19 protein-coding genes and 1 riboswitch are annotated in these 23,282 nt (G+C 69.3%); of the genes, 9 read left to right on the top strand and 10 right to left on the bottom strand.

Going from position 1 to position 23,282, the window contains the following annotated elements; genetic code table 11:
* Positions 1–2: 2 nt before the first annotated feature.
* From C2U31_RS09820 to C2U31_RS09805, 4 genes are all read right to left on the bottom strand, one after another.
* Complete coding sequence (locus C2U31_RS09820; RefSeq protein WP_103272680.1) at positions 3–1,118, bottom strand: porin; 1,116 nt, start codon at positions 1,116–1,118, stop codon at positions 3–5.
* Between the two features lie 49 nt (positions 1,119–1,167).
* The gene (gene mgtA, locus C2U31_RS09815) at positions 1,168–3,966 is read right to left on the bottom strand and encodes a magnesium-translocating P-type ATPase (RefSeq protein ID WP_103272679.1); all 2,799 of its coding nucleotides are present in this window, start codon (positions 3,964–3,966) and stop codon (positions 1,168–1,170) included.
* A 501-nt stretch (positions 3,967–4,467) separates the two neighbouring features.
* Complete coding sequence (locus C2U31_RS09810; RefSeq protein WP_103272678.1) at positions 4,468–4,800, bottom strand: hypothetical protein; 333 nt, start codon at positions 4,798–4,800, stop codon at positions 4,468–4,470.
* 504 nt (positions 4,801–5,304) lie between these two features.
* Positions 5,305–6,309: a sodium:calcium antiporter gene (locus C2U31_RS09805; protein WP_103272677.1), complete on the bottom strand. Its 1,005-nt coding sequence runs from the start codon at positions 6,307–6,309 to the stop codon at positions 5,305–5,307.
* Between the two features lie 97 nt (positions 6,310–6,406).
* Positions 6,407–6,557, bottom strand: a riboswitch (yybP-ykoY riboswitch).
* A gap of 192 nt (positions 6,558–6,749) precedes the next feature.
* On the opposite strand from C2U31_RS09805, the gene C2U31_RS09800 reads away from it, so the two are divergent.
* A complete protein-coding gene (locus C2U31_RS09800; RefSeq protein ID WP_103272676.1) occupies positions 6,750–8,093 on the top strand; it encodes an aminopeptidase P N-terminal domain-containing protein in 1,344 nt (447 codons plus the stop codon).
* Positions 8,094–8,102: 9 nt separating this feature from the next.
* Here the strand turns inward: C2U31_RS09800 and C2U31_RS09795 are convergent, their stop codons facing one another.
* Entirely contained in the window at positions 8,103–8,567 is a 465-nt protein-coding gene (locus tag C2U31_RS09795) for a TM2 domain-containing protein (RefSeq protein ID WP_103272675.1), read from the bottom strand.
* Positions 8,568–8,638: 71 nt separating this feature from the next.
* Here C2U31_RS09795 and C2U31_RS09790 point away from each other — a divergent pair, with 71 nt between their 5' ends.
* The 6 genes from C2U31_RS09790 to ruvA all read left to right on the top strand — a co-directional run bounded on the left by C2U31_RS09790 (position 8,639) and on the right by ruvA (position 14,138).
* Positions 8,639–9,802, top strand: a complete 1,164-nt coding sequence (locus tag C2U31_RS09790; RefSeq protein ID WP_103272674.1) for a UbiH/UbiF/VisC/COQ6 family ubiquinone biosynthesis hydroxylase — start codon at positions 8,639–8,641, stop codon at positions 9,800–9,802.
* 125 nt (positions 9,803–9,927) lie between these two features.
* Positions 9,928–10,953, top strand: a complete 1,026-nt coding sequence (gene dusB / locus C2U31_RS09785) for a tRNA dihydrouridine synthase DusB (RefSeq protein WP_103272673.1) — start codon at positions 9,928–9,930, stop codon at positions 10,951–10,953.
* Positions 10,954–10,989: 36 nt separating this feature from the next.
* Positions 10,990–11,229, top strand: a complete 240-nt coding sequence (locus C2U31_RS09780; RefSeq protein ID WP_006217670.1) for a helix-turn-helix domain-containing protein — start codon at positions 10,990–10,992, stop codon at positions 11,227–11,229.
* A gap of 105 nt (positions 11,230–11,334) precedes the next feature.
* Positions 11,335–12,924, top strand: coding sequence for a bifunctional phosphoribosylaminoimidazolecarboxamide formyltransferase/IMP cyclohydrolase (gene purH / locus C2U31_RS09775; RefSeq protein WP_103272672.1), 1,590 nt, complete (start codon positions 11,335–11,337; stop codon positions 12,922–12,924).
* Positions 12,924–13,469, top strand: coding sequence for a crossover junction endodeoxyribonuclease RuvC (ruvC, locus tag C2U31_RS09770; protein WP_103272671.1), 546 nt, complete (start codon positions 12,924–12,926; stop codon positions 13,467–13,469). Before purH ends, ruvC begins: the two co-directional genes overlap by 1 nt.
* A 96-nt stretch (positions 13,470–13,565) precedes the next feature.
* Positions 13,566–14,138 (top strand): Holliday junction branch migration protein RuvA, encoded by a 573-nt coding sequence (ruvA, locus tag C2U31_RS09765; protein ID WP_103272670.1) that lies wholly within the window; start codon positions 13,566–13,568, stop codon positions 14,136–14,138.
* 27 nt (positions 14,139–14,165) lie between these two features.
* Here ruvA and C2U31_RS09760 read toward each other — a convergent pair whose 3' ends face one another.
* The 5 genes from C2U31_RS09760 to C2U31_RS09740 form a co-directional block, all read right to left on the bottom strand.
* Positions 14,166–15,077: a complex I NDUFA9 subunit family protein gene (locus C2U31_RS09760; protein ID WP_103272669.1), complete on the bottom strand. Its 912-nt coding sequence runs from the start codon at positions 15,075–15,077 to the stop codon at positions 14,166–14,168.
* 81 nt (positions 15,078–15,158) lie between these two features.
* Positions 15,159–16,136 carry a threo-3-hydroxy-L-aspartate ammonia-lyase gene (locus C2U31_RS09755; RefSeq protein ID WP_103272668.1) on the bottom strand — a complete coding sequence of 326 codons (978 nt, stop codon included), beginning with the start codon at positions 16,134–16,136 and terminating at the stop codon, positions 15,159–15,161.
* An 86-nt stretch (positions 16,137–16,222) separates the two neighbouring features.
* Positions 16,223–17,296 (bottom strand): Holliday junction branch migration DNA helicase RuvB, encoded by a 1,074-nt coding sequence (ruvB, locus tag C2U31_RS09750; protein WP_103272667.1) that lies wholly within the window; start codon positions 17,294–17,296, stop codon positions 16,223–16,225.
* Positions 17,297–17,383: 87 nt separating this feature from the next.
* Positions 17,384–18,919, bottom strand: a complete 1,536-nt coding sequence (locus C2U31_RS09745; protein ID WP_103272666.1) for an ATP-binding protein — start codon at positions 18,917–18,919, stop codon at positions 17,384–17,386.
* 149 nt (positions 18,920–19,068) lie between these two features.
* A complete protein-coding gene (locus tag C2U31_RS09740) occupies positions 19,069–19,770 on the bottom strand; it encodes a response regulator (RefSeq protein ID WP_103276329.1) in 702 nt (233 codons plus the stop codon).
* A 229-nt stretch (positions 19,771–19,999) separates the two neighbouring features.
* Between C2U31_RS09740 and C2U31_RS09735 the strand changes: the two genes are divergently transcribed.
* Positions 20,000–21,337, top strand: coding sequence for a fimbrial protein (locus C2U31_RS09735; protein WP_103272665.1), 1,338 nt, complete (start codon positions 20,000–20,002; stop codon positions 21,335–21,337).
* A 94-nt stretch (positions 21,338–21,431) separates the two neighbouring features.
* Complete coding sequence (gene recQ, locus C2U31_RS09730; RefSeq protein ID WP_103272664.1) at positions 21,432–23,261, top strand: DNA helicase RecQ; 1,830 nt, start codon at positions 21,432–21,434, stop codon at positions 23,259–23,261.
* Positions 23,262–23,282 lie beyond the last annotated feature (21 nt).

The following is a 23,282-nucleotide window of genomic DNA, read 5'->3' as shown; positions in this document are numbered from 1 at the left end:
CATCAGAAACGGTGCGTCACGCCCATGGCGTAGCGGGTGGTATGGGAATTGCCGGGGTCGAACTGGTTGTCCAGCGTGTAGTTCGACGCATAGCCGGCGAATGCATAGACCGTGGTGCGCTTCGACAACGCGTAGGTATACCCCAGCGTCATCAGCTGCGCCTTGCGCGCGGTCATGCCATCGGCCCATTGCCAGTCCGGCTTGGCCAGCGACCATTGGGCCAGCACGGTGCCTCGCCCAAGCGGCACGCTCACGCCAAGCAGCCAGGCGTTGACCGTGCCGCCGGCCGCGAAGGCGGCGGGCCCGAGGTTCTGTCCCAGGTTGTCCGGATCGCCGCCGTCCAGGCCGACGTAGCCGTTGCGCTGGCGCGACCAGGCCGCCGACACCTTCAGCACCTCGAAGTCATAGGAGGCGCCCAGCTGCAGCGCCTGCGGCCGGCCCTGAACGCCCTGGAGCGGCTGGGCCAGTCTCATCTGGTCCCAGGTCGCCACGGCAAGCAGCGGGCCATCCTCGTACTTCAGGCCCAGGCTCAGCGCGCGGTTGTTGGCGTTGGTGCGGAATTTCCCCTGCGCGTCGGCATCGAAGGAATAGCCGATCCCGGCCTGCCAGCCCTGCCACTCCGGCGTGTAGTAGTTCACCAGGTTGCTGAACTGGTAGTTGTCCGAGGCCTTGAAGGTGGCGCCCATGCCCATTTCCTTCCAGGACGCGATCTCCAGCGCGTTGCCATAGGTCTTGCCCACGGTGTACTGGCGGCCCAGGCGCAGCTCGCCCAGATCGTCATGCCCCAGCCCGACCCAGGCGCCATAGTTGAACAGGCTGCGGTCATCGGCCTGCCGTCCCGTGGATGGATCGAAGCCGTTTTCCAGCTGGAAGCGCGCGCTCCAGCCGTCTCCCAGGTCTTCCCTGCCCCGCAGGCCCCACAGCGAATCCGTCAGGCCGCCATTGAGCATGCCGCTGCGGCTGCCCACGCCGGACACGTTCGTGACGGCCACGCCGGCGTCGACCACGCCGTAGATCTGGACCTCGGTGCCGGACAAGGCGGCTACGTCGGCCCGGGCGGCCAGGGGGCTGGCCAGGCCGGCCGCCGTCAACGCCGCGCAAATGTAGTACTTCTTCATGCATTTCTCCCGACTGCGCCGCGGGCCTTGCCCGCGGCATCGAACCGACTCATTGCCACCCGTACTTGCGGACCCAGATACCCTTGAGCAGCTGCGTCAGCACGCAGTAGCTCAGCAGGATCCCGGCCAGCCAGGGGAAATAGCTCCACGGCAGCGCCTGCAGCTGGAAGTATCCGGCCAGCGGCGAGAACGGCAGGAACAGGCCCAGGCAAACCACCGCCAGCGTCATGACCATCAAGGGCCAGGCGGCGCGGCTCTGCAGGAACGGAATCCGGCGCGTGCGGATCATATGCACGATCAGCGTCTGCGACAACAGGCCCTCCACGAACCAGCCCGACTGGAACAGCGTTTGATGCTCGGGCGCATTGGCCTGGAATACATACCACATCAAGGCATACGTGGCGATGTCGAAGACCGAGCTGATCGGGCCGAAGAACACCATGAAGCGGCCCAGGCCGTCCGGATCCCATTGCTGGGGCTTCTTCAGCAATTCCTCGTCGACATTGTCGAACGGGATAGCGGTCTGCGAGATGTCGTACATCAAGTTCTGCAGCAGCAGATGGATCGGCAGCATGGGCAGGAACGGCAGGAAGGCGCTCGCCACCAGCACCGAGAAGACGTTGCCGAAGTTCGAGCTGGCCGTCATTTTCAGGTACTTGAGCATGTTGCAGAAGGTCTTGCGGCCTTCGATGACCCCATCTTCCAGCACCATCAGGCTCTTTTCGAGCAGGATGATGTCGGCGGCCTCCTTCGAGATATCCACGGCCGAATCGACCGAAATGCCCACGTCGGCCGCGCGCAGGGCGGGCGCATCGTTGATGCCGTCGCCCATGAAGCCCACGGTATTGCCCTGCGCCCGCAGGCTGCGCACGATGCGTTCCTTGTGCGCCGGCGTCAGGCGGGCAAAGACGTTGGCCTCGCGCACCGCCACGGCCAGCTGCGCATCGGACATGGCCTCGACCTCCGCGCCCAGCACCACCTTGCGGACCTCGAAACCGACTTCGCGGCAGACTTTCTGCGTCACCAGCTCCACGTCGCCGGTCAGCACCTTGACCTCGATGCCCGATTCCTTCAGCGCAGCCAGGGCGGGCGCGGTGGATTCCTTGGGGGGATCCAGGAAGGCGATGTAGCCGACCAGGATCAGGTCGGACTCATCGGCCACCCCGTAGGCCTGCTGAGTGGGCGGCAGCTCTTTCACGCCGACGGCGATCACGCGCAGGCCGTCGCGGTTCAGGTCGGCCGTGACCTTGCGGATGTCGGCGCGGCGCGCATCGGTCAACAGCTGCACCTCTTCGCCCACGCGCAGGCGGGTGCAGGCCGACAACACCTCCTCCAGCGCGCCCTTGCAGATCAGCTCATGGTGTTCGCGGCCGTTCTCGACCTCGTTCACCACCACCGACATGCGGCGACGCGCGAAGTCGAAGGGAATCTCGTCGACCTTGCGGTAGCTCGCCGCCAGATTCAGCTTGCGCTCCACCTCGGCGTGCCGCAGCACCGCCACGTCCAGCAGGTTCTTCAATCCGGTCTGGTAGTAGCTGTTCAGGTAGGCGTAGGCCAGCACGTCGTCGCTGACGGCGCCGTACACATCGGTATGGCGTTCCAGCACGATGCGGTCCTGCGTCAGCGTGCCGGTCTTGTCGGTGCACAGCACGTTCATGGCGCCCAGGTTCTGGATGGCGTCCAGGCGCTTGACCACGACCTTGCGCCGCGACATCCGCACCGCCCCCTTGGCCAGGGTGGCGGTGACGATCATGGGCAGCATCTCGGGCGTCAGCCCCACGGCGATCGCCAGCGCGAACAGCAGCGCCTCGAGCCAGTCGCCCTTGGTGAAGCCGTTGATCAGCATGACGATGGGCGCCATCACCAGCATGAAGCGGATCAGCACCCAGCTGACGCGGTTGATGCCCTGCTGGAACTGGGTTGGCACGCGCGCGGTCTGCGTGACGCGTCCGGCGAGCTGGCCGAAGTAGGTGTCGGCGCCGGTGGCCACGATCAGGGCGGTGCCCGAGCCGCTGACCACGTTGGTGCCCATGTAGGCCATGTTCTCCAGTTCCAGCGAATTGGCCGTCTCGACGCGCTGCGTGGCGCTCTTCTCGACCGGCAGCGATTCGCCCGTCAAGGCCGCCTGCGCCACGAACAGGTCCTTGGCGGTCAGGATGCGGCAATCGGCAGGGATCATGTCGCCCGCGGACAGCAGCACCACGTCGCCGGGCACCAGGTCGGCCAGCGGCAGCTCCATGCGGCGCGAGCCGCTGGCGTGCGGCGCCACGCCCAGCGCGCGCCGGACCTCGCTCTCGGAGGGATCGCCGGCGTCGCTGCGCAGCACGGTCGCCGTGTTCTGCACCATCGCCTTGAGCGCCTCGGCGGCGCGGTTGGAGCGACGCTCCTGCGCGAAGCGCAGCAGCGTGGAAATGACCACCATCGAACCGATGATGATGACGCCGCGCCAGGACTGGTCGTCAGGCTCGGCCATCCAGACATCGGTGACCCACGACAGCGAGGCCAGCGCGGTCAGCAGCAGGTTGAAGGGGTTGCGGTACGAGTACCACAGGTGGACATACCAGCGCAGCGGCGCTTCGTGGTCGACCTCGTTGCGGCCATGCCGTTCACGCGCGGCGCTGGCCTGGGCTTCGCTCAGGCCGCCGGCGCGGCTGCCGAAACGCTGGAACAGCGTCTCCGTATCCTGACCGGACAGTTCCAGCATGCGGCGGTTGGCGTGGCGGGCCGCGTCGGGCGGCACGGCGGCCACATCGCCGCCGCGCTCCAGCATGGGCGAGCGGCGGAAATGGCGCCCGGTACGTCGCGCTCGGGCGGCGGATGAGAAGAATGACTTCAGGAACGTCAACATCGGAGTGCTCCGGTTGTTTGTTTTCTTGTCCCGCGCAGCGTCCGGGGAAGAATCCCCGGGGAACGGCGCAACCGCGAAGAAGGACGCGGCGCGGGAGCTTTTTCTGGGAGACACGGACGACAGGCTGCGTGCCTGGCACGGGCGTGCGCGGCCGCGGCCAGCGGGCGCAGGCCGTCGATCCGCCGCGTACGGGCGTGTTCAAGCACCGGAGCAATGTGGCCGGTGTCCGGATCGCGTCAAGAAGCGCGCCGGGTGCGGAAAACGGAAAGGGAAGCGAGCGGAAGAATCGGTGCCGGCGGATCGGGCGGACGCTGGGTAAGCCAGGCCGGGGATTCAGTGCTGCGGGTTCCGTACGGACCAGGATGCGTCTGGCCGGTCGGCTCGCAGGGAGTGGACGGGTCAGACAGGCATGCCGGCGCCGCGCGCGGGGCGCAATCGAGGCTCGGGGTCTAAGGCACTAGGCATGATTTCTCCTGTGGGTTGACGGGCAGCCGCGGGCGTTCAGGCCGCCAGCGGCTGGACGCCGAAATGCACGTGGCGCACGGCGGGGTTGGCGCTCAGGCGACGGGCCTGGGACATCAGTTCGCCGCGCAATTCGGGGGGGCAGTTGACGGTGATGCAGGCCGACGCCATGCCGGGATCCGAGCCCTGGTCGATCTGCACTTGCGAAACATCCAGGCCGGCGGCGCTGAAGTCCAGGCAGATCTGCTTGCGCAGGGAACCCAGTTCATCGCGCGGACAAATGACCGTCAGCCGCGACGTGCCGCGGCGGCGGCCCTGGGCGGTGGCGCGGTCCACGCCGGCGCGGCGCAGGAACAAGTCGAAGAAACGCATGGCGACCTCCATTGCAAGAACGGCGGAGCGGCTTCGCGAACATGCGCGCACGCGCCGCGCTCGGCGGCCGGACACGATGGACGTGCGCGAACGCGGGCGCTGCGGACGAGCGACGGTTCTGGCGGTTTACGTTGGGGAGATGCCCGGCAAGCCGTGGGCTTGCGCGTTGGTCCGGGCGGACGCCTGGACCTTGGGATACGCCGCAACCTGTTCAACAGGCGCGGCAGACGGAGTGCTGCGTGATCCTGTTAAACAGCGGTGTCGATGCAAGATCGACTTTCGCCGGAATCGGTATTCACGAAGACTGCTCCTGGGATGGATAACGGGCGCAATTTTACGCGGGTTTCCACTGATGGACAACACTTTGGTCGCGTAAAGGGCACAAAAAAGTGGAATCCGCGCGCATTCCACCGCAGCGCGCCGCGGCCTCGATCACGGGCATGGCTGCCGCGCCATGATGGCGCGGCAGCCACCGTCCTCCGACAGAAGCGCGCTGCGCCGTCCTCACGCGTAGAAGTGCCAGCCCAGGTAGATGGCGAACAAGGCGTAGAAGCCACCCGCCGCCGACAGCACCGGCACGGTGATGCCGGAAGAGCGGAAGCGCAGCCACAGCAGGCCGATGGACAGCATGGTGAACAGGCCGGCCGCGAGCAAGGGGGCGTCCAGCAGCCAAGGCGTCATGAAGATGCCCAGCGCGCTGGGAATGGTGGCCTGGATCATCATGGCGCCCGAGATGTTGGCCAAGGCCAGCCGCTCTTTACCCTGGCGCACCCAGATCAGCGCGTTCATGATTTCCGGCAGCTCGGTGGCGACCGGCGCCAGCAGCAGCGCCGCCAGGTGCGGCGAAGCGCCCATGGCCACGCCCAGCGTCTCGATCTGGTTGACGAACACATGCGACGCGCCGGCGATCACCACCAGCGCCAGCACCGTCTGCGTGATGGCCCAGGACAGCGCGGGATCCGTGTCGCGGGGGCGCAGCTTGAGCGGCTCCAGGTCTTCGCTGGCCAGGCTTTCCTCGTCATTGCTCAGCTCGCGCTTCACATAGAGGCCGTAGGTGACCAGGAACAGGATGCCCAGCCAGGGCTTCCAGGCGAAGGCCAGCAGCCCCAGCCCGACCTTGAAGACGAAGATGCCCATGAACCAGGCCTGGTCGCGGGCCAGTCTGCGCTGGTCCGCGTTGATACAGTCCAATTGCGTCGCGCGGCCACGGTGGGCGCGCCACAGGGCCAGGCCGACGACCGCGTAGGCCAGCGTCGCCAGTACCAGCGGACCGCCCATCGCGGCGCCCACGCCGATGTCCTTCTGCTCTGGGGTATCGCCGAACACGACGGCCATGAAGGTCACGGCGCTTTCCGGCAGCGCGGTGCCGAAGGCGGCGAGCACGGTGCCCGTCGCGGTGGCGCCCAGCTCGAACCGGTGGCCGACCCACTCGACGCCATTGACGAAGTACTCGCAGGCGAAATAGATGACCGCCGCGGACAGGAAAAACAGGAACAGGGTGAGCAACATGGGAGCGAATGCGGCCGGACGAGCGGATACCGATGGCACGACGCTGCCGCTCGCCCGGCCAGGGGTGAACGCAACGCGGCCAAAGGTCTCGCCTGGCAGTTCCATGTGGCGGGCGCGCCGCGAGCATGGAAACCGTCAGCGCCATGGGGTTCCAGCGGTTGCTCCGCAACCTGAACCACCAAGTTTGTTGACGCTGACTCCTTTGGGGAACAAAGGATGGCTACTCCCCAATGACTGAGCCGCGATTGTAGCAGCCCGCCGGCCGCGCGGGCGGGAATTTCCGCACAGGCGGCGCGGACGCTCCGCGCGACCGCGCGAGCGCCGCCCAGCCGCGTTAAAGTGGAAGTCAACGCAGCCTGCGTCCAGGCATCCGAGCCGCCCGCCGCCGCATGCCGCTTCCCGACAAACGCCACCCGCGGGGCAGTGCGCCCCGGCCGCCCATGAGCCTGCCGCCCGACGATATCGCCCCCTATGCCGCCCGCCGCCACCGCCTGATGGAACGCATGCGCGCGGCCGGCGGCGGCATCGCCGTGCTCGCCACCGCGCCCGAGGCCATCCGCAACCGCGACGCCGAATATCCCTACCGGCACGACAGCGACTTCTTCTACCTCACCGGCTTCACCGAGCCGGAGGCCTGGCTGGTGCTGATCGCCGGCGCCACCGACCGCGCGCTGCTGTTCTGCCGTCCGCGACATGTCGAGCACGAGATCTGGGAAGGCAAGCGCTTCGGCCCGGAAGCCGCCGCCGAACGCTTCGGCTTTGACGACGCCCATCCGATCGACGCGCTCGACGAACTGATGCCCACGCTGCTGATGGACCAGCCCACGCTGTACGCGCCGCTGGCGGGCAACCGGCGCGCCGACGGCCGGCTGCGGCGCTGGCTGGCCGCCGCCCGCGAATCCGGACGCGGCGGCCGCCTGCCGCCCGAACGGCAGCAGGACGTGGCCCCCATTCTGGCGGAGATGCGGCTGATCAAGGACGCCACGGAGATCGCCGCCATGCGCCGCGCCGCCAAGATCTCCGCCGGCGCTCACGCCCGCGCCATGCGGGCCGCCCGCGCCGGCATGCGCGAGTACGAGCTGGAAGCCGAGCTGTTGTATGAATTCCGGCGCCAGGGCGCGCAGTCGGTGGCCTACAACAGCATCGTGGCGGCCGGCGCCAACGCCTGCGTGCTGCACTACCCGGCGGGTGACGCCGTGCTGCGCGACGGCGACCTGGTGCTGATCGACGCCGGCTGCGAGGTCGACAGCTATGCCAGCGACATCACGCGCACCTTTCCCGTGAACGGACGCTACAGCGGTCCGCAGCGGGCGCTGTACGACCTGACGGCCGCCGCGCAGGACGCCGCCGTGCAGGCCACGGCGCCGGGCCGATCCTGCAACGATTCGCACGACGCCGCCGTCCGGGTATTGGCCCAGGGCATGCTGGACCTGAAGCTGCTGAAGGGATCGCTGGACGGCGTGATCGAATCCGGCGCCTACAGCCGCTACTACATGCACCGCACCGGCCATTGGCTGGGCCTGGACGTCCATGACGTGGGCGACTACCGCCAGCCCGGCCCCGCGCAGGGCGGCGAGCGTCCCTGGCGCGCGCTGCAGGCCGGCATGATGCTGACCATCGAGCCCGGCATCTATGTGCGCCCCGCCGACGACGTGCCCGAGGCCTACTGGAACATCGGCATCCGCATCGAGGACGACGCGCTGGTCACGGACGAGGGCTGCGAACTGATCACCCGCGGCGTGCCGGTGCAGGCCGGCGAGATCGAGGCGCTGATGCGTGAATAGGCGCGGCGGCTACAGCACGTAGCCGTCCAGCCAGCCCATCGCCACCCAGACGTACACCACCACCATGGCGATGGCGAACATGGCCACGATCGAGCCGATCAGGCAGGCGCTCAGCGCCACCAGGACCGGCCCCCAGCCCGTCGCCGACGGGCGGCCCAGATCGGGGTTGTAGCGCCGGTCGAATTTCTCGTCGGACATGAGCGAGAAGACCACGCTCTCGACGAAGCCGTCGATCATGGGAATGAACAACAGGAAGAAAGCCGGGTTGTCGTACCAGACCGGATAAAGACTGAAGGCGCCGGCCAGCGCCAGCGCGGCGTACAGGCTCACCGCCCAGGCATGGCGGCGGCCGAGATACCACCAGTGCGCGCCCGCCCAGCCCAGGAAGCAGGCCAGCAGGCCGACCGCGACCTTGCCCCGCGGCCGGCGCGGGATTGCAGCGGAAATCGAAGAAGTAGCCTGAGCCTGCGTCATGTCATCGCTCCTGTGGCGTGACCGCGCACGCCGCCTGCCGGCGATTGTAGTGGACGGTTAAACTTCCGCACATGACTGCTTCCGCCTTCGACATTGCGATTCTCGGCGCCGGCCCCGTCGGCCGCGTCCTGGCCCTGATGCTGGCTCGGGTGGCGCCGGATCCGGCCCGCATCGCGCTGCTGCAAGGCACGGCCCCCGCCTCCACGGCGGACGCCGCGCCCGCGGCCGATCCTCGCGTGCTGGCCATGAACCACGGCAGCCGCGTGCTGCTCGAATCGCTGGACGCCTGGCCGGAACGCTCGGCCGACATCCGCAGCATCCATGTCTCGCAGCGCGGCCGCCTGGGCCGCAGCCTGATCCGCCATACCGACTTCGACGTGCCGCAACTGGGCAGCGTGGTCGGCTATTCGGGCCTCTACGCCCGGCTCGAAGCCCGCGTCGCCCAGTGCGGCGTGACCCTGCTGTCGGGACCGCCCGCCCGGATCCTGGAGCAGGACGCCGACGGCGTGCGCGTCGCCCAGGGCGACACCGAATTGCGCTGCCGGGTGGTGGTGCAGTCCGACGGCGCGGGCGGCGAGGACCTGCGCCGCGACTACGGCCAGCACGCCGTGCTGACCACGGCGCACGCCGCCCTGCCGCGCCCCGGCTGGGCCTGGGAGCGCTTCACGTCCGAGGGGCCGCTGGCCCTGCTGCCCCATCCGCACACGCCCGAAGCCCATTCCGTGGTCTGGTGCAGCACGCCGCAACGCGCCGCCGAACTGGCCGCGCTGGACAACGCGGCCTTCTCGCGCGCGCTGAGCGCCGCCTTCGGCGACCGCCTCGGCCGCCTGTCCAGCCAGGCGCCGCGTCACGTTTTCCCGCTGGCGCTGAGCGCCCGCCGCGCCCAGGTGCAAGGGCGCGTGGCGGCCATCGGCAATGCCGCCCAGACCCTGCACCCGGTGGCGGGCCAGGGCCTGAACCTGGGCCTGCGCGACGCCGCCCGGCTGGCGCAGGCGCTGGGCGCCTGGCTGCCAGGCCCGGACGCCAGCCCTGCCCCGGCGCTGGCCGAGTTCGCCGGCGCGCGCCAGTTCGACCGCCTGATCACCGCCGGCCTGACCGACCTGATGCCGCGCGTGTTCGCCACCGGCCTGGCGCCGGTGGAACATGCCTGCGGCCTGGCGCTGCTGGGCCTGGACCTGGCGGCGCCGCTGCGCGCGCCGCTGGCCCGGCATCTGCTGCAGGGATTCCGGGCCTAGCCCGGCGCCGGCCGCCACGATCCGGCCCTGGAAAGGGGCCGCGCTCTGCCTCGTCCGCCCAGGCTTGTTACCAAGCCGTTGCCGGACAAAAAAGAGGGTTCGATCAGGCCGGTTAAAATGTGACCATGCGCATCGGTCCCTGGACTCTCCCCAACAACGTACTGGTCGCGCCCATGGCGGGCGTGACCGATCGGCCTTTCCGGCAGCTTTGCAAGAAGCTGGGGGCCGGCTATGCCGTGTCCGAAATGGCGGCCAGCAACCCCAAGCTGTGGGACAGCGTCAAGACCTCGCGCCGCCTGAACCACGACGGCGAGATCGCCCCCATTTCGGTCCAGATCGCCGGCGCCGACCCGGCCATGATGGCCGAGGCCGCCGCTTTCAACGCGGCCCGGGGCGCCAAGATCATCGACATCAACATGGGCTGCCCGGTCAAGAAGGTCTGCAACGTGGCCTCCGGCTCGGCGCTGCTGCGCCACGAAGACCTGATCGTCCGCATCCTGGACGCCGTGGTGGCCGCCTGCGCGCCGCTGGGCGTGCCCGTCACGCTCAAGACCCGCACCGGCTGGGACCGCGAGAGCCGCAACGCGCTGCGCGTGGCCCGGCTGGCCGAGAACGCCGGCATCGCCGCCCTGACCCTGCACGGCCGCACCCGCGCCGACCTGTACACCGGCCATGCCGAATACGACACCATCCGCGCGGTCCGCGCGGAGCTGAAGATCCCGCTCATCGCCAACGGCGACATCGACTCGCCCGAGAAAGCGAAACACGTCCTGGATTACACTGGCGCCGACGCGGTGATGATCGGACGGGCGGCCCAGGGCCGTCCCTGGATCTTCCGCGAAATCGACCACTACCTGCGCACGGGCGAAAAACTCGCCCCGCCCTCCTATGGGGAAATGCGCGAGCTGCTGCTCGAACACCTCGACGACCACTACCGCTTCTATGGCGAGCACACCGGCGTACGCACGGCGCGCAAGCATATCGGCTGGTATCTGGAAGGCCTGCCGGACGCGGACTCGTTCCGCGACCGCATGAACCTCATCGACAACACCCGCGACCAATGGCGGGCGGTGTCGGAATGGTTCCTCGCACTATCGAACGACGGCGACCGCAATCCGGCGCCGGCCGTTCAAGCCCTGCTGGCGGCATGACCGCCTCAACACCAACATAAAAATATCTGTACTCCGATGAGCAAGAAAGATGTCCTGGAAGAATGCGTGCGCGCCAGCCTGGAGCGCTATTTCGAAGACCTGGGTGAATCCGAGCCTCACGACATGTGGGACATGGTGATGCGCTGCGTTGAGCGCCCGGTGCTTGAAGTGGCGCTGGAACGGTCCGGCGGCAACCAGTCGCGGGCATCCGAAATGCTGGGCATCACGCGCAACACGCTGCGCAAGAAGCTGCTCGCCCACAACATCCAGGTATAGATCCCCACGCCAGCGGACGGCCCGCCCGGCACGGGCCGCCCCCTTCCAGATTTCCCATCCAGTACCCGAACGAGAAAGGCGCCCGCGCCCCACTCCGCCCTCACCATGAAAATCGAAACCGCCCTGCTTTCGGTGTCCGACAAGACCGGCATCGTTGAATTTGCCCGCGCCCTGGCCGCGCGCGGCGTGCGCCTGCTCTCGACCGGCGGCACCGCCAAGCTGCTGGCCGAATCCGGCCTGAACGTCACCGAGGTCGCCGCCCACACCGGTTCGCCCGAGATCCTGGACGGCCGCGTCAAGACGCTGCATCCGAAGATCCACGGCGGCCTGCTGGCGCGCCGCGACAGCGCCGAGCACATGGACACCATCAAGGCGGCGGGCATCGACCGCATCGACATGCTGGTGGTCAACCTCTACCCGTTCCGCGAAACGGTCGCCAAGCCCGGCTGCACCTTCGCCGACGCGGTCGAGAACATCGACATCGGCGGCCCGGCCATGCTGCGCGCCGCCGCCAAGAACCACGGCACCGAAGCCGGCGGCGTGACCGTGGTCATCGACCCGGTGGACTACTCGCGCGTGCTGGGCGAAATGGACAAGGGCGGCAACACCTCCTACGGCCTGCGCCTGGAACTGGCCGGCAAGGTCTACGCCCACACCGCCGCCTATGACGGCGCCATCGCCGCCTACCTGAGCAGCCTGGCCGAAGCCGAACCCAAGCAGGACGCCGCCCCGGCCCGCAACGAATGGCCGGGCACGCTGACGCTGCAGGTCAAGCAGCAGCAGGCCCTGCGCTACGGCGAGAACCCGCACCAGACGGCGGCCTTCTACGTCGATCCGCAACGTCCGGCCGGCCTGCTTGGCAATTACCGCCAGCTGCAAGGCAAGGAACTGTCGTACAACAACATCGCCGACGCCGACGCGGCCTGGGAATGCGCGCGCAGCTTCGAGGCGCCCGCCTGCGTCATCGTCAAGCACGCCAACCCCTGCGGCGTGGCCGTCGCGGCCAACACGCTGGGCGCCTACCAGCAGGCGTTCAAGACCGACCCGACCTCGGCCTTCGGCGGCATCATCGCCTTCAACCGCCCGGTCGACGCCGCCACGGCCGAAGCCGTCAGCGCGCAGTTCCTGGAAGTGCTGCTGGCGCCGGCCTATGACGGCGCGGCGCTGGCCATCCTGGCCGCCAAGAAGAACGTGCGCGTGCTGGAAGTGCCGATGGGCGCCGGCCAGAACGCCTTCGACGTCAAGCGCGTGGGCGGCGGCTGGCTGGTGCAGACCCCGGACGCCTATAACGTGCCGCGCGACGCGCTCAAGGTCGTGACCAAGCGCCAGCCCACCGAACAGGAAATGGACGACCTGGCCTTCGCCTGGAAGGTCGCCAAGTACGTCAAGTCCAACGCCATCGTGTTCGTGGGCGGCGGCATGACGCTGGGCGTGGGCGCCGGCCAGATGAGCCGCATCGACTCGGCCCGCATCGCCTCGATCAAGGCCGAGAACGCCGGCCTGACGCTCAAGGGCTCGGCCGTGGCGTCGGACGCGTTCTTCCCGTTCCGCGATGGCCTGGACGTGGTGGTGGCGGCGGGCGCGACCTGCGTGATCCAGCCCGGCGGCAGCGTGCGTGACGATGAAGTCATCGCGGCGGCCGACGAGCACGGCATCGCCATGGTGCTGACCGGCACCCGCCACTTCCGCCACTGATGCGCATCCTCGGCATCGATCCCGGCCTGCGCCGCACCGGCTTCGGCGTGGTCGATGCCGACGGCATGCGCCTGCGCTACGTCGCCAGCGGGACCATCGTGGTCCCGCCGTCGCTGGCGCTGTCCGAACGCCTGAAGGTCATCCTGGACAACCTGCGCCAGGTGGCGCAGGAAACCCGGCCGGACGTGGCCGCGCTGGAAATCGTCTTCCTGAACACCAACCCCGCCTCGACCCTGCTGCTGGGCCAGGCGCGGGGCGCGGCGCTGTGCGCGCTGGCCGACAGCGCGCTGGCCGTGCACGAATATACCGCGCTGCAGATCAAGAAAGCCGTGGTCGGCACCGGCCGCGCCGCCAAGGAGCAGGTGCAGATGATGGTCCAGCACCTGCTGTCCCTGGACGGCACGCCGGCCCCCGACTCGGCCGACGCGCTGGCCTGCGCCATCTGCCACGCGCACGCCGGGCCGCTGCAGGACAAGCTCGGCCGCCTGGGCGCGACGCTGGGCGGCGGCCAGACCCGGCTGCGCAACGGCCGCCTGGTCGGCTGAGCCGCCCCGCCCTCCCGCGGCCCGCGCCGCGCGTATAGAATCCCCGCATCCCGCCGCGCATCCGCGCGGCTCCACTTTTCACGCCATCTTCCCGCCATGATCGGACGCATCACCGGAACCCTGATCGAGAAACTGCCGCCCACCGTCTGCGTGGACGTCAACGGACTGGGCTACGACATCGACGTGCCCATGAGCACGCTGTACGCGCTGCCCGAGAACGGCGCGCGCGTCACGCTCTACACGCACCTGACGGTGCGCGAGGACGCCCACATCCTGTATGGCTTCGCCACGGCCGGCGAACGCAGCGCCTTCCGCGAGCTGATCAAGGTCAGCGGCATCGGCGCGCGCACCGCGCTGTCGGTGCTGTCCGGCCTGTCGGTGGCCGACCTGGCCCAGGCCATCACGCTGCAGGAATCCGGCCGCCTGACCCGCGTGCCGGGCATCGGCAAGAAAACGGCGGAACGCCTGCTGCTGGAAATGCGCGGCAAGCTCGGCGCCGACATCGGCGCCCAGGCGCATGCCACGCCCGACAATCAATCGGACATCCTGAACGCGCTGCTGGCGCTGGGCTACTCGGAGAAGGAGTCGCTGTCGGCGCTGAAGACGCTGCCCGAAGGCGTGGGCGTGTCCGACGGCATCAAGCTGGCGCTCAAGGCGCTGGTGCGCTGACATCGCGACCCGCGCCGGCGGCGGGCGCTACAGATAGCTGGGCGCCACCGTTTCCAGCCCGGTCGGCACCACTCGCAGCTCGGGCGCCATCGGTCCGGAACAGACGTTATCGCTGCGCAACGAATCCAGGTTGTCGCGCGACATCAGCGGCTCGCCGGGCAGGCATTCGAAAAACAGCGCCTGCAGGCGGCCCAGGCCCATCGGCATGGGCCAGACCTGACGCGGATGCCCGCTCCAGGCGGCGCACAGGCGCACGATCTCGCCCAGCGTATAGACCTGCGGTCCGCCCAGCTCATAGGTCTTGCCGCAGGCGTGCGTGTCGTCCAGCGCCGCCGTCATCGCGGCCACCACGTCGCCCACATAGACCGGCTGCATGCGCGCGTGCGCGCCCGCCAGCGGCAGCACGGGCAGCCAGCGCGCCAGGCGGGCGAAAAGGTTGGTGAAATTGTCATCCGGGCCGAACACCACGGACGGACGGAAGATGGTCCAGCCGCCGTCGCGCCAGCCTTCGAGCTCCTTGCGCACGGCGGCCTCGCCATCGCCCTTGGAGCGCTGGTACATGCTGGCGCCGGCGGAATCGGCGCCCAGCGCGCTCATGTGCAGCAGGCGTCGCACGCCCTGCCGCCGGCAGGCCTGCGCCACCCGCTGCGGCAACGTCACGTGCGCACGGGCGAAATCGGAGCCATAAGGCTTGCCGGCCTTGCCGTGCAGGATGCCGACCAGGTTGACGGCGGCGTCACAGCCGCGCAGCAGACGGTCCAGCGTGGCGTCGTCGTGGACGTCGTCGGCCGTGAGCGTGACGCCGGGCAGGATCTGCAGATCCCGCCCGCGGCCATAGCTACGGGTGGGCACCAGGATCTGGTGCTGTCCGCCGCCGGAAAGCCGGGCGACCAGGCGACGGCCGATGAAGCCGGTGCCGCCGATGACAAGGATACGCATGAGCAGCCCCTGTTCGTCAGGATTCAGCCCGATTCTGCCTTGCGGTCAACGCATCCGCAAGGGCGCGCCGGCGTTGAAAAATCAAATGGAGAGCAGTTTGGCGTAGGCCGGCAGGTCGACGTTGCCGCCGCTGATGACGATCCCCACGCGCGCGCCGCGCACCGGCACCACGTTCTGCAGCACGGCCGCGGTGGACAGGCAGCCGGTCGGCTCCACCACCATCTTCATCCTTTCGGCGAAGAACTTCATGGTCGCCACCAGCTGATCGTCGGTCACGGTGACGATGTCGCGCACGTACTTCTGGATGAGCGGGAAGGTCAGGTTGCCCAGGTGGGTCGTGGCGGCGCCGTCGGCCAGGGTCTTGGGCGCGGGAATTCGGACCACTTCACCCTTGCGCAGCGATTGCTGGCCGTCGTTGCCGGCCTCGGGCTCCACGCCGTAGACCAGGCAGCGCGGGCTCAGCGCATAGGCGGCCAGCGCCGATCCGCTCAGCAACCCGCCGCCGCCCAGGCAGACGAACAGGTAATCCAGCTCGCCCACTTCCTCAAACAGTTCCTTGGCCGCCGTGCCCTGCCCCGCGATCACGTCCTCGTGGTCATAAGGCGGGATCAGCGTGGCGCCGGTCTCGGCCTGGATGCGGCGGGCGATTTCCTCGCGGTCCTCGGTGTAGCGGTCGTAGGTCACGATCTTGCCGCCGTAGCCCTCGGTGGCGGCGCGCTTGGCCGCGGGAGCGTCCAGCGGCATGATGATGGTGGCCTGCACGCCCTGCATGCGCGAAGCCAGCGCGATGGCCTGGGCGTGGTTGCCGGACGAGAACGTCACCACGCCGGCGGCGCGCTGCGCCGGGGTCAGGCGCGCGATGGCGTTGTAGCCGCCGCGAAACTTGAACGCGCCCATGCGCTGGAAATTCTCGCACTTGAAGAACAGCGAGGCCCCGGCGATCGCGTCGGCGGTGGCCGAGGTCAGCACGGGCGTGCGGTGCGCGTGGCCGGCCAGGCGCTCGCTGGCGCGGACGATATCGTCGTAGCTGGGGAGATTCGTGGGCAAATCAGGCTGCATGGGACGGGTCCTCAGATCGCGGGGGTCGAAACCCTGGGATCATATACCTGCCCGGACCGTCCCGCCGCGCGGCCGGCCCGCCACGGCTACTTGCCGAACAGATCCCCGCTACCGCTGGCCGCGCCGGCAGGCGGCGTCAGCCCGAGATGACGCCAGGTGGTCAGCGTGGCGGTGCGGCCGCGCGGCGTGCGCTGCAGATAGCCGTGCTGGATCAGGTAGGGCTCGATCACGTCCTCGATGGTGTCGCGCTCTTCGCCGATGGCCGCCGCCAGGCTGTCCACGCCCACCGGTCCGCCGTCGAACTTGTGGATGATGGCTTCCAGCAGCTTGCGGTCCATCAGGTCCAGCCCTTGCGGATCGACTTCCAGCATGGCCAGGGCGCGGCCCGCCACGTCGGCGTCGATGGTGCCGCGCGCCTTGACCTCGGCGTAATCGCGCACGCGCCGCAGCAGGCGGTTGGCGATGCGGGGCGTGCCCCGGGCGCGGCGCGCGACCTCGGCGGCGCCGTCCGGCGTGATTTCGGCGTTGAGCAGGCCCGCGCTGCGCGTGACGATGTGGCCCAGGTCGGCGGCGTTGTAGAACTCCAGCCGCGAGACGATGCCGAAGCGGTCACGCAACGGATTGGTCAGCATGCCGGCGCGGGTGGTGGCGCCCACCAGCGTGAAGGGCTGCAGGTCCAGCTTGACGCTGCGCGCGGCGGGGCCCTCGCCGATCATGATGTCGATCTGGAAATCCTCCAGCGCCGGGTACAGGATTTCCTCGACCACGGGCGACAGGCGGTGGATCTCGTCGATGAACAGGACGTCGTTCTTTTCCAGGTTGGTCAGCAGCGCGGCCAGGTCGCCGGGACGCTCCAGCACCGGGCCGGAGGTCTGGCGCAGCTGCACTCCCATTTCATGCGCGATGATGTGGGCCAGCGTGGTCTTGCCCAGGCCCGGCGGGCCGAACAGCAGCACGTGGTCCAGCGCCTCGCCGCGCTTGCGAGCGGCGGCGATGAAGATCTCGAGCTGTTCGCGCGCGCGCTGCTGGCCGACGTACTCCTGCAGCGCCTTGGGCCGCAGGGCGCGCTCGATGGATTCCTCGTTGGGCGACGCGGGCTGGGGCGCCACGATGCGGGCGGCGTCGGGACGGGAGGAGAGCGAATCGGACTGGATGGCCATGGTGCGGAAACGGCTAGGGACAATGCAACGAGCATCGTACCGTAGATGGCCCGGCCGGGCGCGCCACCCCGTGGACGGATCCGCCCACTAGGCGGCTTCCGACAGGGGCAGGCGCACGCGCACGCACAAGCCGCCCGAGTCGGCCTGACGCAATTCCAGCGAGCCGCCGTGGGCGCGGGCGATGGCCTCGGCCAGCGCCAGCCCCAGGCCCACGCTGCCGGTGCGGGTGCGGGCGTCATCCAGGCGGCTGAAGGGCCGCAGTGCCTCGCGGCGGCGCTCGGGCGCGATGCCCGGCCCGTGGTCGGCCACGTCCAGCACCGCGTGGCGCCCCTCCCGGTGCAGGCTGACGTCGACCGGGGGTGCGCCGTGGTTCAGCGCATTACCGATCAGGTTGTCCAGCAGGCGGCCCAGCGCGACGGCGTCCGCCTGCACCACCAGGGCCGGATCCTCGACGCCGTGCAGCCGGATGTCGGTGCCCGCGCCCTGCCAGGCGCGCACGCGCTCGCCCAGCCAGTCCTGCAGCGCCATGGACGCATACCGGTAGGCCGCCGGATCGGTGCCGCGCACGAAGCCGATGAACTGGTCGACCATGTGCTGCATGTCCTGGAGATCCGCGCGCAGGCCGTCCTTGAGCTTGGAATCGTCGGCCAGCTCGATGCGCAGCCACATGCGGGACAAGGGCCCCTTCAGGTCATGCGGCAGTCCGGCCAGCAACGTGCGCCGCACGGAATCCGATTCGGCCAGCGCGTCCAGCATGGCGTTGAAACGCTCGCCCAGCGCCCGGGTCTCGGTCGGACCGGCGGGATCCACGCGTTGCGGCTGTCCGGCGGCCAGGCGGTCGGCGGCGTCGGCCAGGCGCGTGAGCGGACGCGTGATGTGCCAGGAAAACCCGACTGCCAGCAACAGCAGCAGGCCCAGGCCGCCCAGCCAGGCCGCGGCCAGCGGCGTCGACACGGGCGGGTCCAGCCGCTCCAGCGGGATCACCAGCCATTCGCGCAGGCGCGGCACGTCCTCGCTGTCGGAATTGGGCGCCAGCGAAATGAAGATCTCGGGCGTGGGGCCGCGCGACAGGGCCACGCGCGTGCCGTCGTTCAGGCGTTCATTGAGCTGCTGCACCAGTCCACGCAGGTCGCGGCGGACATCATCGACCTCGGACCGATAGGGCGAGCCGCCTTCGCGGCGGTCGAGCATGCGCTCGGCCGCGCGGGCGGCGGAGCGTTCCTCGTCTTCCTCGCGGGTCATGTCCCCCGGCGCGCGCGGCACGGGCGTGGCGTTGACCGGCGGCGGCCTCGGCCCGCCCCGGGGCGGCGGCGGATGGCGGCCGCCGAAGCGCTGCAGCCGCGCCTCGACCGGCAGCACCCGCGACCACAGCCGCCACTGGTTCTGCGAGGCCGCGCGCACGAATTCCGCGCGCTCCTCGGCCGGCACCTGCGAAACGGCCGCGCGCAAGGTGCGGATCGTGGTCACGATATAGCCGATGGCCACGTCTTCCATGAACTTGTGGCGGAAGTACGTGACCGTGACCAGCGTGGCGGCCTGCGTCAGCAGCACCGCCCCCAGGATCAGCAGAATCAGCCGCGCACGCAAGGAGCGCGGCACCAGGAACCCAAGAGAGAATCGCATCACTTATCCAAACCGCCGCCACACCAAATACTACCCAACCAGGCAATGCCGCCCCCCCGACCAGGGCAGCGCGGATCCGGCTCCGCCGGTCCGCAGCTGCGCCCCCTAGAGGGGGAAGCGCGCAGCGCTTCGGGGGTGGGCTTCATCCACTATGGGGAAAAGCGGTAGCCGATGCCCCAGACCGTCTGTATCCAGCGCGGCTGCTTGGGATCGGTCTCGATCACGCGGCGCAGCCGCAGGATGGCGATGTCGATGGCCCGGTCGTTGCGCTCGCCGCCATCGTCGTCGCGCGCCAGCGCCAGCAGGCGCTCGCGCGACAGCGGCTTGCCGGCGTTGCGCACCAGCGCCTCGAGCAGATTGATTTCGCCACCGGTCAGCTTGACCACCACCTGCTCGCGCGACAGCTGGCGGGTGGCGGGATCGAACACGAAGGGGCCGAAAGCGACCGGCGCATCCTTGGTCAATGCGGACGGACCGCGCTTGCGGCGCAGCACGGCCTCGATGCGCGCCAGCAATTCGCGCGGATCGAAGGGCTTGCCGACATAATCATCGGCGCCGGCCTCCAGGCCGATGATCCGGTCCACCGCCTCGTCGCGCGCGGTCAGCAGGATGACGGGGATGTCTTCGCCCTGCTCGCGCAGCCGGCGGCAGGCGTCGGCGCCGTCGCCGCCGGGCAGCATCCGGTCCAGGACCAGCAGGTCGGGCGCATAACGGGTGATGCGATTGGCCAGGTCGCTGGCGTCCGGCGCCAGCAAGGTGTCGTAGCCGTGCCGGTTCAGGTAATCGGCCAGCAATTGCCGCAACGCCGGGTCGTCATCGACAACCAGCAATTTGGTGTGGGGATTTTCCATGGATGCCATAGTGGGCCGCTCCGCGCCCGGCCGCAAGAGCCAGGAAATCATCTGAAATATACCCGTTGCACGACGTTTGCCGAATTTACCTGGTCTTTCCATGCGCCGGCAGCGCCGGCCGGACAGGCGCAGCCCCGGACGTAAAATAGGTTCCGCTTGCAGCCGCTGGTCCGGTTTTATAAGAATCGTTTACAGATATGGCGGCGCGCATTTTCTACACTGCATGTCTATGGCCGTTCCCGCACCCTGGCGCGGGCGGCTGTCGTGTGTCGCGCTGACGGCGGCTTGCGCCTGCCCGCTGGCGCCGGCCGTCGGCGGTCCGCTCGAAGCGCCCTCAACCTATCCGCCCTACGCCGGCGCCCCGCAATATGCCGCCCGCGGCATCGGCGCGCTGTCGCCCGTGCAGCCGGTGCCGGTGCGTCCGGCTCCGTCCTTCGACAATCGCGCCGTGCCGCTGGACCCCACGCCCTGCGACCTTCGGCCGGCCGAACCCGGTCAGGACAGCGCCGTGCAGCCGCCCCCTGGCCAGGCCCCGGAAGACGGCGCCGCGATCCCCGGCCTGGGCGCCTCGCTGTCCGGCGATGGCAGCGGTGACGCCGCGCCCCCCGCCGCTCCGCTAGGCTGCGGCCAGGAGGCGCCGCCCGAACCGCCGCCGGAATATGCGCTGGACCTGGAGAGCGCCGACATCCCCCGCGGCCCGGTGATGGTGTACTCCGGCGTCTCGCGGCGCTCGCGCGCCTGGTTTTCCTCGGTCGGCGGACAAGGCGGGCTGCGCTACGGCGACCAGAACTGGATCTACCGCGACACCAGCGGCCCGGCCGTGGCGGTCGGCAACCTGAATACCAACGCCCCGTTCTGGGGCAGCGCGGCGCCGGTCGGCGGCCTGCAGATCTCGAACTGGACAGGTTCAGGCGCCGCCTTGCCGGAAGGCCGCTTCGGCTACTCCTCGTCGGTCGGCCGGCTCAACCGCATGGACCCCGGCGCCAGTTCCGGCGCCGTCGACTACGGCGCCTCGGTGGGCAGCGGCACGGTACGCTACGGCCTGACGCCGGCGCTCACCGTCGAGGGCCAGATGCAGAGCGCGCCCACCCTGACCACCCGCGGCATGGGCACCACCTACCAGGCTGGCGACTACGGCACGATCCAGGCCGGCGCCACGCAAAGCTCCTTCGACGCGGTCAACGCCTGGCGCTACCGCTTCGGCTACAACGTCGACGTGTCCGAGAACCTGAACCTGGGCTATACCAACGAGCAGATCGGCGCCGGCTTCGGCGACCTGTCCAACTACGGCGGCGGCGGCGTGGGCACCGCGCAGACCCGCAACACGCTGTCCGCCGGCGTGCCCATCCATGGCTGGGGCACGCTCAGCGGCACCTATTCCGGCTTGCGCGAAGGCACCACGCTGTCATCGCAGCGCGTCGGCCTGGCGCACAGCATGTTCGTGGCGCCGACCGTGAAGCTGGCGGTGGGAGCGGACCGCGACATCCTTACCGGCAATTACGAATGGCGCGCCAACCTGAGCATGCCGGTGGACACCTTCATGCGCGGCACCTGGCTGCAGTGGTAGCCCCGGCCTCGCGGCGGACGGAAAAGTCATCCCCGGCCGCCGCCCGCCGGATTGGGGCTTAAAATCCCCGCCATGATGCTTCCGACCTACCCCCATGTCTGACGCGCGCGCCCTTGAAATCCTGCAGCGCGTCTTCGGTTACGAATCCTTCCGCGGCGACCAGCAAGCCATCGTCGACCAGGTGATCGGCGGCGGCGACGCGCTCGTGCTCATGCCCACCGGCGGCGGCAAGTCGCTGTGCTACCAGATCCCCTCGCTGGTGCGCGAAGGCACCGGCATCGTCGTATCGCCGCTGATCGCGCTGATGCAGGATCAGGTCGACGCGCTGACCGAACTCGGCGTGCGCGCCGCGTTCCTGAACTCGACCCAGGAATGGCAGGTCGCCCGCGACGTGGAACGCGCCTTCCTGGCGGGCGAGCTGGACCTGCTGTACGTCGCGCCGGAACGCCTCTTGACCGACCGCTGCCTGCAGCTGCTGGAACGCGGCCGCATCGCGCTGTTCGCCATCGACGAGGCGCACTGCGTATCCCAATGGGGCCATGACTTCCGGCCGGAATACCTGGGCCTGTCCATGCTGCACGAGCGCTGGCCCGATGTGCCGCGCATCGCGCTGACGGCCACCGCCACCGCGGCCACCCGAAGCGAAATCGCGCAGCGCCTGTCGCTGGACGAGGCGCGCCATTTCGTCTCCAGCTTCGACCGCCCCAACATCCGCTACCGCATCGTCGAGAAGAACGAGGTGCGCAAGCAGCTGCTGGACATGATCCAGAACGAACACGAAGGCGAATCGGGCGTGGTCTATTGCCTGTCGCGCGCCCGGGTCGAGGAAACCGCCGAATTCCTGTGCAACCAGGGCATCGACGCCATGCCCTACCACGCCGGCCTGAGCGCCCAGGTGCGCGCCACCAACCAGTCGCGCTTTCTGCGCGAGGACGGCGTGGTCATGGTGGCCACCATCGCCTTCGGCATGGGCATCGACAAGCCCGACGTGCGCTTCGTGGCCCACATCGACCTGCCCAAGTCGGTCGAAGGCTACTACCAGGAAACCGGCCGCGCCGGCCGCGACGGCCTGCCCGCCACCGCCTGGTTGGCCTACGGCCTGCAGGACGTGGTGCAGCAGCGCCGCATGATCGACGAATCGCCTGGCGATGAAGCCTATCGCCGGCGCCTGGGCCAGCAGCTCGACGCCATGCTGGGCCTGTGCGAGACGGTCGAATGCCGCCGCGTGCGGCTGCTGGCCTACTTCGGCCAGCACATCAGCGCCTGCGGCAACTGCGACGTCTGCCTGGACCCGCCGCAGGCCTGGGACGGCACGGTGGCGGCGCAGAAAGTGCTGTCGGCCGTGTACCGTCTATGGAAGGAACGCGGCCAGCGCTACGGCGCCGGCCACATCATCGATATCCTGCGCGGCAAGTCCACCGAGCGCACCAAGCAGCACGGCCACGAGACGCTGAGCGTCTTCGGCGTCGGCGCCGACCTGAGCGACACCGCCTGGCGCGGCGTGCTGCGCCAACTGCTGGCGCAGGGCCTGCTGACCGTGGACAACGAGGGGTACGGCACGCTGGCGCTGACCGAAGGCAGCCGCGCCGTGCTCAAGGGCGAGCACCAGCTCATGCTACGTCGCGAATCCGAAAAGAAGGGCCGCGCGAGCAAGACCGGCAGCGGACGCGCCAAGGCCGCCGCCGTGGACCTGCCGCCGGAACTGCAACCGCTGTTCGAGGCGCTGCGCGCCTGGCGCGGCGAAGTGGCCAAGAGCCACGGCGTGCCGGCCTACGTCATCTTCCACGACGCCACGCTGCGCGAGATCGCGCTGGCCCAGCCCGAGACGCTGGACGCGCTCAGCCACATCAGCGGCGTGGGCGCGCGCAAGCTCGAAGCCTACGGCGAGGAAATCCTGCAGCGGGTGGCTCGGCCCATCGTCTGAGGCCGTCAAAACGCAAGCGCG

This window comes from Achromobacter sp. AONIH1, assembly GCF_002902905.1.
Classification (GTDB): domain Bacteria; phylum Pseudomonadota; class Gammaproteobacteria; order Burkholderiales; family Burkholderiaceae_B; genus Achromobacter.
The sequence above is the reverse complement of the archived record's forward strand: the minus strand, read 5'-3'. Positions and strand labels throughout refer to the sequence as shown.